This is a genomic window from Streptomyces sp. NPDC110618 (assembly GCF_055657065.1).
The window spans coordinates 323,979-335,548 of record NZ_JBVKBN010000005.1; the positions used below are offsets into that span (position 1 = coordinate 323,979).

The 11,570-nt window shown below is 71.3% G+C and carries 11 protein-coding genes; 3 read left to right on the plus strand and 8 right to left on the minus strand.

All coding sequences use genetic code 11. The annotated features are described in order from the left end of the window. Window positions 1–48: 48 nt before the first annotated feature. From ACZ7L7_RS12590 to ACZ7L7_RS12620, 7 genes are all read right to left on the minus strand, one after another. Window positions 49–1,248 carry a TerD family protein gene (locus tag ACZ7L7_RS12590; RefSeq protein WP_472075811.1) on the minus strand — a complete coding sequence of 400 codons (1,200 nt, stop codon included), beginning with the start codon at window positions 1,246–1,248 and terminating at the stop codon, window positions 49–51. Window positions 1,249–1,313: 65 nt separating this feature from the next. Continuing rightward, window positions 1,314–1,535 carry a hypothetical protein gene (locus ACZ7L7_RS12595; RefSeq protein WP_472075768.1) on the minus strand — a complete coding sequence of 74 codons (222 nt, stop codon included), beginning with the start codon at window positions 1,533–1,535 and terminating at the stop codon, window positions 1,314–1,316. Between the two features lie 232 nt (window positions 1,536–1,767). Beyond that, the gene (locus tag ACZ7L7_RS12600; RefSeq protein WP_453607834.1) at window positions 1,768–2,592 is read right to left on the minus strand and encodes a carbohydrate ABC transporter permease; all 825 of its coding nucleotides are present in this window, start codon (window positions 2,590–2,592) and stop codon (window positions 1,768–1,770) included. After that, the gene (locus ACZ7L7_RS12605; protein ID WP_285513328.1) at window positions 2,589–3,533 is read right to left on the minus strand and encodes a carbohydrate ABC transporter permease; all 945 of its coding nucleotides are present in this window, start codon (window positions 3,531–3,533) and stop codon (window positions 2,589–2,591) included. The genes ACZ7L7_RS12600 and ACZ7L7_RS12605 overlap by 4 nt, the downstream gene beginning before the upstream one ends. Further along, window positions 3,530–4,897, minus strand: a complete 1,368-nt coding sequence (locus ACZ7L7_RS12610) for an ABC transporter substrate-binding protein (protein WP_472075770.1) — start codon at window positions 4,895–4,897, stop codon at window positions 3,530–3,532. The genes ACZ7L7_RS12605 and ACZ7L7_RS12610 overlap by 4 nt, the downstream gene beginning before the upstream one ends. A gap of 91 nt (window positions 4,898–4,988) precedes the next feature. Next, window positions 4,989–5,756 (minus strand): DeoR/GlpR family DNA-binding transcription regulator, encoded by a 768-nt coding sequence (locus tag ACZ7L7_RS12615; protein WP_285513330.1) that lies wholly within the window; start codon window positions 5,754–5,756, stop codon window positions 4,989–4,991. Window positions 5,757–6,095: 339 nt separating this feature from the next. Next, the gene (locus ACZ7L7_RS12620; protein ID WP_285513331.1) at window positions 6,096–6,905 is read right to left on the minus strand and encodes an NAD-dependent epimerase/dehydratase family protein; all 810 of its coding nucleotides are present in this window, start codon (window positions 6,903–6,905) and stop codon (window positions 6,096–6,098) included. Between the two features lie 238 nt (window positions 6,906–7,143). On the opposite strand from ACZ7L7_RS12620, the gene ACZ7L7_RS12625 reads away from it, so the two are divergent. Next, complete coding sequence (locus ACZ7L7_RS12625; protein ID WP_285513332.1) at window positions 7,144–8,088, plus strand: 5-dehydro-4-deoxyglucarate dehydratase; 945 nt, start codon at window positions 7,144–7,146, stop codon at window positions 8,086–8,088. Next, window positions 8,085–9,242: a hypothetical protein gene (locus ACZ7L7_RS12630; RefSeq protein ID WP_453607844.1), complete on the plus strand. Its 1,158-nt coding sequence runs from the start codon at window positions 8,085–8,087 to the stop codon at window positions 9,240–9,242. The genes ACZ7L7_RS12625 and ACZ7L7_RS12630 overlap by 4 nt, the downstream gene beginning before the upstream one ends. Before the next feature lie 156 nt (window positions 9,243–9,398). Here the strand turns inward: ACZ7L7_RS12630 and ACZ7L7_RS12635 are convergent, their stop codons facing one another. Next, on the minus strand, window positions 9,399–10,631 hold the full coding sequence (locus ACZ7L7_RS12635) for an MFS transporter (RefSeq protein ID WP_472075773.1): 1,233 nt from the start codon (window positions 10,629–10,631) through the stop codon (window positions 9,399–9,401). 144 nt (window positions 10,632–10,775) lie between these two features. Here ACZ7L7_RS12635 and ACZ7L7_RS12640 point away from each other — a divergent pair, with 144 nt between their 5' ends. Then, entirely contained in the window at window positions 10,776–11,363 is a 588-nt protein-coding gene (locus ACZ7L7_RS12640) for a TIGR03086 family metal-binding protein (RefSeq protein WP_285515435.1), read from the plus strand. Window positions 11,364–11,570: the final 207 nt, after the last annotated feature.

Sequence of the window (11,570 nt, forward strand, 5' to 3'; positions counted from 1 at the left end):
GGTCCGGGGCACGGGGCGCCCCCCTGGAGGGGGCGCCCCGTTGCGTCGTTACAGTGCCTGGGCCGCGGGCTTGACCATGCCGCGGACCGTGCGGGACTTCACGAAGTCGCCCATCGCCGTCATCTCCCACTCGCCGGAGAACTGGCGGATCAGCTTCGCCATCAGCACGCCGGTCTGGGGCTCGGCGCCGGTGAGGTCGAAGCGGACCAGTTCCTCGCCGGTGGCGCCGTCCAGCAGACGGCAGTAGGCCTTCGCGACCTCGGTGAACTTCTGGCCGGAGAAGGAGTTCACGGTGAAGACCAGGCCGGTGACGTCCTGGGGCAGACGGCCGAGGTCGACGGTGATGACCTCGTCGTCGCCCGCGCCCTCGCCCGTGAGGTTGTCGCCGGAGTGACGGATCGCGCCGTTGACGATCTGCAGCTTGCCGAAGTAACAGCTGTCGATGTGGTTGCGCTGCGGGCCGTAGGCGATCACCGAGGCGTCGAGGTCGATGTCCTTGCCGCGGAACGCGGGCTCCCAGCCGAGGCCCATCTTGACCTGGGAGAGCAGGGGGCGGCCGCCCTTGATGAGGGAGACGGTCTGGTTCTTCTGGAGGCTGACGCGGCCCTTGTCGAGGTTGATCCTTCCGGTGCCGGGGGCGGCCGGTGCCGGAGCGGGGGGTGCGGCCGGGGGCGGCGGGGTCTGGGCCTGGGGGGCGGGCGGTGCCGCCGGGGGCGGAGGTGTGGTGACGGGGGCCGCCGCCGGGGTCGGGGCCGGTTCCTCGACGGAGACGCCGAAGTCCGTGGCGATACCGGCCAGGCCGTTGGCGTAGCCCTGGCCCACGGCGCGGGCCTTCCAGGCGCCGTTGCGGAGGTAGACCTCGACGATGACCAGCGCGGTCTCGGTGCCGAGCTGCGGGGGTGTGAAGGTGGCCAGGACGGAGTTGTCGTCGGCGTTGCGGATGGTGGCCGTGGGCTCGATGCCCTGGAAGGTCTGGCCCGCGGCGTCCGGGCTGGCCGTGACCACGATCTTCTCGATGCCCGCGGGGACGGCGGCGGTGTCGATGGTGATCGCGTCGGGGGCGGTGCCGCCGCCGGAGCGGTACGTCACGCCGGGGCCCGTGGGCTGGTTGTAGAAGATGAAGTCGTCGTCGGAGCGCACCTTGCCGTCGGCGGTGAGCAGCAGGCTCGATACGTCGAGCCGCACCGGGGCGGTGACGTCCACCGTGACGCGGGCGGCGGAGAGAGGGATGTTCGAGCCGGGGGTCATAGCTGTCATGACCCATTGAACGACCGAGGCCGCTTTACCGTTCCCTTACCAGGGGACCGATCGGGTCAGTGGCGGTTGCGGGGGTGGTTTCTTGCGGTTCGTTCGTTTCCGCGCTTGTAGTTTCCGGTCCAGCGGGCCATGACGAGTTGGGGGTCGGTGGTGGTGACCTCCGCGAGGAACTTCTCCGCGCGGGGGCCTCTGAGGGTGGTGGCGGGGTGGCCGGCGTGGGTGATGCGGACGGTTCCGTCGTCGGTGACGGTGTATTCGAAGCCGTGGGGTCTTGGCATGCCCCGGATGGTATGCGCGGGGCGCGTCCGCGCCGAAGCGTTTTTCGCCCCCGCCGCCCCTTCCCTCCCCCAGAGGGGGACCCCCCACCGTCCCCTGGGGGCTCCGCCCCCAGACCCCCTATCGGCCCCGGACGGGCCTCGTCCTCAAACGCCGGACGGGCTGAACAGGGCCGCGGGGTTCCAAGGGGCGAAGCCCCTGGAGACAGGGGCGCGGGGAACTGCTCGACGGCCCTCATTTGACGGCTCCCAACGACAGGCCCTGGACCAGTTTGTCCTGGGCGGCGAACCCTGCGGCGAGCACCGGCAGGGAGATGACGAGCGAGGCGGCGCACACCTTCGCCAGGAACAGGCCCTGGCTGGTGATGAAGCCGGTCAGGAAGACGGGGGCCGTCTCGGCCACCACCCCGGTCAGCACCCTCGCGAACAGCAGCTCGTTCCAGCTGAAGATGAAGCAGATCAGGGCCGTCGCGGCGATGCCGGGGAGGGCGATCGGGGCCACCACCCGGGTCAGGACGGTCGGGAGACGCGCGCCGTCCACCTTCGCCGCCTCGATCACCGCCACCGGTACTTCCGACAGGAACGACTGCAGCATCCACACCGCGATCGGCAGGTTCATCGACGTGTAGAGGACGACCAGCAGCCAGATGTTGTCCAGCAGGCCCGTGTTCCTGGCGAAGAGGTAGATCGGCAGCAGGCCCGCCACCACCGGCAGCATCTTCGTCGACAGGAAGAAGAACAGGACGTCCGTCCACTTCTTCACCGGGCGGATCGACAGGGCGTAGGCCGCGGGGAGGGCCAGGACGAGGACCAGCAGGGTGGAGGAAACCGAGGCGACCGTTGAGTTGATCAGTGACGGCCACGGGCTCGCCCCGCCGTCCGTGCCGAAGAACTCCCGGTAGCCGTCCAGGGTGAACGCGGCCCCGAAGGACGGCGGGTTCGTCGCCGCGTCCTCCTCCGAGTGGAAGGAGGTCAGTGCCATCCAGACGATGGGCAGGAAGAACACGATCCCCGCCAGCCAGGCCACCAGGCCGAGCCCTCCTCGGCGTACGGCGTTCATGCGCGAGACACCTCCTCGCGGAACAGGGACGACACGACCCGCAGCGCGAAGGTCGCGATGATGATCGAGCCGATGACGACCAGGACGCCGGCCGCCGAGGCGAGGCCGTTCTCATGGGCCTGGTAGAAGCTCTGGTAGACGGTGTAGGGCAGGTTCGCCGTGCCCAGGCCGCCGGAGGTGATGGTGAAGACCGCGTCGAAGTTCTGGACGATGTGGATCGAGCCGAGCAGCGCGCCGAGTTCGATGTAGCGGCGCAGATGCGGCAGCGTCAGATGGCGGAAGATCTGCCAGTCGCCGGCGCCGTCCACCCGGGCCGCCTCGATCTGCTGCTGGTCCCGGCTCTGCAGTCCCGCCAGCAGGATCAGCATCATGAACGGCGTCCACTGCCAGACCAGCGCGGCCTCCACCGCCAGCAGCGGGGTGTTCGAGATCCAGTCCGGCTGCGGGCCGCCCACGTAGTGCAGCAGGCCGTTGAGCAGGCCGTACTCCGGGTTGTACAGGACGTGTTTCCAGAGCAGGGCCGCCGCCACCGGGACCACCAGGAACGGGGCGATCAGCAGGGTGCGGACCACCCCGCGCCCCTTGAACCTCCGGTCCAGGAGCAGGGCCAGGACCAGGCCCAGGACCAGGCTGGCCAGCACGACCCCCACGGTCAGCAGGATGGTCGTCCACACCGAGTGGCGCAGGTCGGGGTCGGTGAGAACCTCCGCGTAGTTGGACAGGCCGGTGAAGCGGCGGGCGTCGGGGTAGAGGGAGTTCCAGTCGAAGAAGGAGATCACCAGCGTCGCCACGAACGGCAGCTGGGTCACCGCGATCATGAAGATCAGCGCGGGCAGGAGCGGGGCACGGGTCGCCCAGGCGCGCAGCCGGTCCGGGCGGGGCCGGTGCTCGACGCGGCGCACGGGGGGCGGTGCGATCGGTGCGGTGGTCGTGGCGGTCATCGTCCCTCGTACTCCTCGGAGATCTTCTCGGCGAGCGACTGCGACTTCCTCAGGGCCGACTCCACGGACTGCCGTCCGGCGATGGCCGCGCTGATCTCCTGGGAGACCTTGGTGCCGAGATCGGTGAACTCGGGGATGCCGACGAACTGGATGCCGGGCGCGGGGCGCGGCTGTACGCCGGGATCGTTGGGGCGGGCGCCCTCGATGGCTTCCTTCGTCATGTCCTGGAAGGCGGCGGCCTCGGCGCGGTAGGCGGGGTTGGCGTAGGTGGAGGCCCGCTTGCCGGCCGGGACGTTCGACCAGCCGAACTCGTCGCCGACCAGTTCCTCGTACTGCTTGCCGGACGCCCAGGAGACGAACTTCCACGCCTTGTCGGGGTTGCGGGACGCGTCCTGGATGGCCCAGGCCCAGGTGTAGAGCCAGCCGGAGGAGTCCGTCTTCTCGACGGGCGCGGGCGCGTAGCCGATCTTGCCCTTGACGGGGGAGTCGTCGGATTCGAGGGAGCCCGCGGCGGAGGTGGCGTCGTACCACATGGCGACCTTGCCCTGGGTCATGTTGTTCAGGCACTCGGCGAAGCCGGACTGGGCGGCGCCCGCCTCGCCGTGCTCCCGGACCAGGTCGACATAGAACTTTGTCGCCCGTTTCCACTCGGGGGAGTCCAGCCGGGCCGTCCAGTCCTTGTCGAACCAGGTGCCGCCGAAGGTGTTCACGACCGTGGTGAGCGGTGCCATGACCTCGCCCCAGCCGGGCAGACCGCGCAGGCAGATGCCCTTCATGTCCGGCTCGGCGCCGTCCAGGCGGGCGGCGAGGTCGGCCACCTGCTGCCAGGTGGGGTGCTCGGGCATGGTCAGGCCCTCCTTGGCGAAGACGTCCTTGCGGTACATCAGGAAGGACGACTCGCCGTAGAAGGGCTGGCCGTAGAGCTTGCCGTCGTCCCCGGTCAGGGACGCGCGCATGGGTTCGAGGATGTCCCGCTGGTCGTACTCCGGGTCGTCCGCGACGTAGGGGTCCAGCTCCTTGAGCCAGTCGTTGCGGGCGTAGATCGGTATCTCGTAGTTGGAGAGGGTGGCGACGTCGTACTGCCCGGCCTGGTTGGCGAAGTCCTGGCTGATCTTGTCGCGGACATCGTTCTCCGGCAGGACGGTGAAGTTGACCTTGATGCCGGTCTCTTCGGTGAAGCGGGGGGCGAGCTTCTGCAACTCCAGCATCTGCGGGTTGTTGACCATGAGGACATTGATCGAGTCGCCGCCCGATCCGGCGCCGCCGGCTCCCACCCAGCAGCCGGTGAGCAGTGGGGCGAGCAGCGTCCCTGCGGCGGCCGCTGCGCGTGCGGCTCGCGGCCTCCGTCGGCTCTGGGTTCGCATGGATCGCTCCTGGACGTATGGGGAGGTGACGTACGGGGAGATAACGGGCGTGGACGGGTGTGGTTGTTCCTGGTGGGGACGGGGCGGGAGGTCAGACGCGGATGATCTGCGGTCCCAGGAGTGAGTAGCGGTGCGCCTCGGCCGCCGGGAGGAGGGTGCTGGTCACGATCGCCTCCAGCGCGCCCACGTCCGCGAACCGGCAGAAGCTGACCGCGCCGAACTTGGTGTGCACGCCCACGAACACGATGCGCCGGGAGGCCCGCACGGCCTGCGCCTTGACCTCGCTGACCGCGGGGTCGGGCGTGGTCAGTCCGTGCTCCCGGGAGATGCCGTTGGCGCCGATGAAGGCGAGGTCGATGACGAACCCGGCCAGCATCCTGGTGGTCCAGTGGTCGACCGTGGCCAGGGTGCCGGCCCGGACCCGGCCGCCGAGCAGCAGCACCGAGACGTTCTCCGCCTCCGCGAGCGCGCCCGCGACCGGCAGCGACGCGGTGACCACGGTCAGCGGCCGGTCACGGGGGAGCGCCTCGGCGATGAGCTGGGGAGTGAAGCCCTCGTCGACGAAGACGGTCTCGGCGTCCCCGAGCAGCTCGGCCGCCGCGGCCGCGATCCGGCGCTTCTCGGGGACGTGGCTGGTGGCGCGGAAGGCGAGCGTGGTCTCGAAACCGGCGCTCTCCACCGGGTAGGCGCCGCCGTGGGTACGGCGGACCAGGCCGTGGTCCTCCAGCGCGCGCAGGTCGCGGCGGACGGTCTCCTTGGCCACACCGAGCTGGACGGCCAGGTCGTTCACGTCGACCGAGCCGCTGGCGCGGGCCACACGGATGATCTCCCGCTGGCGTTCTTCCGCGGTTCTGTTCATCCCCGTCACCCGCCTCTCCGTCGAGGTGCCCGTTCGGGCGTATGAGGGAATTTCTACAGCGGCAAAGTGGCGGTGACCAGGTTTGTTATCGGGGTGATGCTGACCGTTGTCCGCCCGTTCGGGCGCGCGGGCGATCGGAGGGTGTCCGTGGGCGGGCGAGGGCTGCCGGTAGCCGGGTGTGGGTGTGTCGTGGCTGGTCACCCGGCTTTCCGCGGCCGCCGGGCGGTGCCGCCGCGGTGCCTCGCGGAGCGCTCGGGGCGGCTAGGTGCCGCGCCCGAATGGGCGGGTGGGCGTGCCCGATCCGTGCCCGCCGGCTCACGCCCGGAGGCGACTGAACGGTCAGTACGGCCAGATCGGCGGGTCGTTCACGAAGTGGCCGCCCAGGCAGGCGTGCGCCTCGTTCGCGGGGTCCAGCTCGCCCAGTTCGGCGATCAGCTTCTCGGCGTACGGCTCGGAGTCGTCCTGGGGTTCGTAGCCGAGGGCGCGGGCGCTGGTGAGGTCCCACCACAGGCGGGTGTTGGCGGAGGAGCCGTACACCACCGTGTGGCCGACGTGCTCGGCGGTCAGGGCCGCGTGCAGCAGCCGGGCGCCGTCGGCCGGGCTCATCCAGACCGACAGCATGCGCACATTGGTCGGCTCCGGGAAGCAGGAGCCGATGCGCACCGACACGGTCTCCAGGCCGTACTTGTCCCAGTAGAACTGGGCGAGGTCCTCACCGAAGGACTTGGACAGGCCGTAGAAGGTGTCCGGGCGCCGCGGGGTGTCGACGGGGATCAGCGGGTCGTCGCCCTGCGGGCGCGGGGTGAAGCCGACGGCGTGGTTGGAGGAGGCGAAGACGATACGGGCGACGCCCTCCTCGCGGGCGGCCTCGTAGAGGTTGTAGGTGCCCTCGATGTTCGCCTTGAGGATCTTCTCGAAGGGGGCCTCCAGGGAGATCCCCGCGAGGTGGATGATCGCGTCGACTCCTCGGACGGCCTCGTGCAGGGCCTCCCGGTCGGCGAGGTCGGCGACGATCGCGTCCGGTGCGCCCTCGATGGGCCGCAGGTCGAGCAGGCGCAGCTCGTAGCCGTACGCAGGCAGCAGCTCCCGCATCAGAGTGCCGAGTCCGCCGGCGGCGCCGGTGAGCAGAACGGTGCGGGGCGCTGGCATCCTCGGGTCTCCTCGGGTCGCGGCGGCCGTATGAGTCCAGGGACCGGCCTCATGTCTGCACGGTATTCACATCCGTGGACAAGCTATGGATCATCGCCTGGGGTCGTCAAGAGTAGCGGAGTGGGTGTTCATAAACATAAACTTCGATCAGAAGTCTGAAACCTCGGTCTCGGACCCACGGAAACCCCGGTCTGAAACCTCACCATCCATGTGACCGCACCCGTTCTAGGGAGAGCCTGTGACGCCAGCCGATCTCGCCGCTCGACTCGGCATCCCCAGCGGTCCGCTGTTCTTCCCGGTCACCGCCTACGGGCCGGACGGCGCCCTCGCCCCCGACGTCTACCGGGCGCATGTGCGCCGCGGGGTGGACGCCGGTGCCGCCGCCGTCTTCGCCTGCTGCGGCACCGGGGAGTTCCACGCGCTGACGCCCGAGGAGTACCAGGAGTGCGTACGGGCGGCCGTGGCGCAGACGGCGGGCCGGGTGCCGGTCGTCGCGGGCACCGGGTACGGCACCGCGCTCGCCGTGCGCTACGCGCGCCTCGCGGAGGAGGCCGGCGCCGACGGGCTGCTCGCCATGCCGCCGTACCTCGTGCACGCCGGACAGGAGGGGCTGTCGCGGCACTACCGCGAGATCGCCGCCGCCACCGCCCTCCCGGTGATCGTCTACCAGCGGGACAACGCCGTGTTCACCCCGCCGACGGTCGTCGAACTGGCCCGCGCGGAGGGGATCGTCGGGTTCAAGGACGGACTCGGCGACCTGGACCTGATGCAGCGGATCGTCAGCGCCGTACGCACCGAAGTCCCCGGCGACTTCCTGTACTTCAACGGACTGCCCACCGCCGAGCAGACCCAGCTCGCCTACCGCGCCCTCGGTATCACCCTGTACTCCTCGGCCGTGTTCTGCTTCGCCCCCGAGATCGCCCTCGCCTTCCACACCGCGCTGCGCACCGGCGACGACGCCACCGTGCGGCGCCTGTTGGACGGCTTCTACCGGCCGTTCGTCGAACTGCGCGCCCAGGGCGCCGGATACGCCGTCGCGCTGGTCAAGGCCGGGGTGCGGTTGCGGGGTCTGGACGTCGGGGAGGTCCGGCCGCCGCTGCACGAGCCGGCCGAGGACCATGTCAAGCAGCTCGCGGTACTGATCGAGCGCGGGTACGCGCTCCTTGAGGAGGACGGCCAGTGACGGTATCGGCGTTCGTCTACCCCTGGGACGTCAACGGCGACCCGCAGGCGGCGGGGCGCATCGCCGCGCTCGGGGTGGGGCAGGTGACGCTCGCCGCCGCGTACCACTCGACGCGCGCGCTGACCCCCCGCCATCCGCGCCACCGCATCGTCACGGCGGAGCACGCGGCGGTGCTGTATCCGGTGGGCGATCGCTGGGAGGGCCGGGACCTGCGCCCCTACCCGGCCGGTGACTGGGCCCCGGGTGATGCCTTCGGAGAGGCGGCGCAGGCCCTCTCCGGGGCCGGCCTCGACGTGCACAGCTGGGTCGTGCTGGCGCACAACTCCCGCCTGGGCGCGGAACATCCGGACACATCCGTCGTGAACGCCTACGGCGACCGCTACCCCTGGGCGCCGTGCATCGCGCAGCCCGCCACGCGCGCGTACCTGACCGACCTGGCGGTCGAGGCGGCGGTACGGCCGGGCGCGAAGGGCACGGAACTGGAGTCCCTCGGCTGGTACGGCCTGGCCCACCTGCACGCCCACGACAAGACCGGCGGGGTCGGGCTCGGCGAGGCCGGGCAGTACCTGATGTCCCTCTGCTTCTGCCCGACATGCCGCGAGGGCTACGGCGCCCAGGGCCTCGACCCCGACGAACTGGCCGCCCTCGTCCGCACCGCGCTGGAGCCGCTGTGGCGGGGCGGGGGCGCCGACGAGGGCTGGGCGGACGTGGAGAAGCCGCTCGGCGAGTCGACCGCGGCGGCCACGCGCGCGTGGCGCGACGGAACGGCCCGTACGCTCCAGGAGTCCGTCGTCACGGCGGTACGCGCCGCCGCGCCGCCCGGCTTCCGGATCCTGCTCCACGCCGACCCGGTGCCGTACCACTGCGGCGCCAACGCCGGGGTGGACCCGGCGCACATTCTGACCGTGGCCGACGGCGTGGTCGTGCCCTGCACGGGCGGGGCGGGTCTGCTGACGCCGTTCGCGCAGCAGGCGCGCGGTGTCCTCGCCGCCAACTTCACCGTGGTTTCCGGGATGGGGGGAAGCCCGGGGACGCTGGCGGCGGACATTGTGCGGGTGCGGGAGCTGGGGGCCACGGAAGTGCGGCTGTACCACGCGGGGTTGGCGTCGGACGGGGACTTGGAACTGGTGCGGGGGGCGTTGGCCGGGGGGTGAGGGGGTGGGCTTGCGTTCCCGGACGGGCCGTGGAGGTGTGGGGGTCGCGGGGAGCGGCCGTGTCACGTCGGGCCTTCGTCGGAGGGGGACTTGGCGTTGGCCGGGGGCTGAGGCGGTGGGCCTGGGCTCCCGGACGGGCCGTGGAGCGCTGCCGTGTCACGTCGGGCCCGCGTCGGTGGGGGACAGCGCGCCGGAGCGGTCGGCCCTGGCCGGAGTCCGCAGCAGCGGTACGGCGGTCAGTACGGGCACCAGGCCCGTGAGGATCAGCAGCGGGCGGTGATCCATCCCTTCGACCAGCGCCGCGCCCGCCGCCAGCCCGAGCACGTTCGGCGTGAACACCAGCGTCTGGGCGGTGGCCGTGACCCGGCCCAGCAGCGGGCCCGGGGTCTCGTGCTGGAGTCGGGTGAGCGTGGCGATCAGTACGGCGGGCAGTCCCGCGCCGATCGCCGCGCCGCACACCAGGGCCACCGCGTCGGAGGGGACGGCCCGCAGTGCCACGGCGGCCCCGAACAGGGCGACTCCGCACGCCGCGAACCGAGGGGCGCCCAGGTGGCGCAGGGCGGGTCCGGAGACCAGGCCCACCGCCACCGACCCGGCGCCCTGGGCGGCGTAGAGCACGCCCGCGTACGCGGGGGAGTGGCCGAGCGCCTCGACGACCGGATAGATCAGCGCACCACTGACCCCCGCGCAGAGCATGGTGATGCCGCCCGCCAGGGTCAGCCGCCGGAGTACCGGGCGCGACCACAGGTGGCGGGCGCCCTCGGCGGTCCTGGTCCGCCAGCCGGTGGCGGGCGGTTGCGGCCGGGGCTCGCGGAGCCGGAGCCGGGCGTACACACCGGCCGCCAGCAGGAACGTCAGCGCGTCCAGGAGGGCCACGCCCGGGCCGCCGTACAGCGTGTACAGGGCGGCCCCGGCGGGTGGGGCGAGGATCTTCATGCCCTCGTTCGCCGTCATGCGCAGTCCGTTGAAGTCGCCGAGCAGGTCCTTGGGGACGGCGGATCCGACCAGGGCGGACTCGGCGGCGTCCTGGACGACTCCGGTGGCGCCGTAGACGAACAGGACCGTGAACAGGAGCCAGACGGTGGCCGGGGAGTCCACCGTGAGCAGGGTCAGCAGCAGGGCGGCCAGCAGGGCGTTCGTGGCGATCAGAAGGGGCACCCGGCGGGTGCGGTCGACCAGGGTGCCGAGCAGGGGGCCCGCCAGGGTGGGCGTCCACATCGCCAGCAGACACAGCGCGGCGAGTCCGTCGGAGCCGGTGAGGTCCTTCACCCACACCCCGGACACCAGCCAGAGCGCGGAGGTGCCGAAGCCGGAGACCACGACTCCGGTCAGACAGAGAGCGGCGGTACGGTCGCGGGCCACCCGCAGCAACGTCCATTTCGTCGTCATGCCTGGTCAGCGTGGGGCTAAGGACCCCGCGCAGGGATCGGGCAGGTTCCTTAGAGGCCGGATCGGCGGGGGATGCGGCGATGAGTTCTCGGCGTCCCGAGGGTCAACCCTTCACCATCGAACCCACGGGAGCGCTGAGCAGCCATGACGGAATCCACCATCGACTTCGGGCCCCAGACCAGGGTCCTCGCCCGCCTCGTCGAGGGCGTGACCGACGAGCAGCTGACGGACCCGACACCCTGCCCGGAGCTGCGGGTCCGCAATCTGCTGGGGCACCTGCTGGGCCTGACCGTCGCCTTCCGTGACGCCGGCCGCAAGAGCCTGGGCGCTACAACCGACACCAACCCCTTCGGCACCGTTCCCGACATCGGGCCCGGCTGGCGCGAGGAGTTCCCGAAGGTCCTCGACGAACTCGCCGAGGCCTGGCGGGATCCGCAGGCGTGGACCGGGATGACGCGGGCGGGCGGGTTCGACCTGCCCGGCGAGGTCGCGGGTGCCGTCGCCATCGACGAACTCGTCATCCACGGCTGGGACCTGGCCCGCGCCACGGGTCAGCCGTACACCCCGGACCCGGCCGCCCTGAACGCCTGCCACGCCTTCCAGCTCGCCTCCGAGCACGACCCGGGCCGCGACCGGATCTTCGGGCCGGTCGTCCCGGTCCCGGACACCGCCCCCGTACTGGACCACGCGGTGGGCCTGAGCGGGCGGGACCCGGGGTGGAGCCGGTCGTGAACGCGGAGGTCAGTGGCCCAACGGCCGGCCGTTGAGGCTGAGGTCAGTGGCCCAACGGCCGGCCGTTGAGGCTGAGGTCAGCGGCCCCACGGCCGACCGCCGAAGCTGAGGTCAGCGGCCCAACGGCCGTTCGCGGACGCTGGATCGGTGTCACCGGGCCCTGACTGCAACCTCAACTTCCTTTGTCAGAAGCATTGACGAAACACA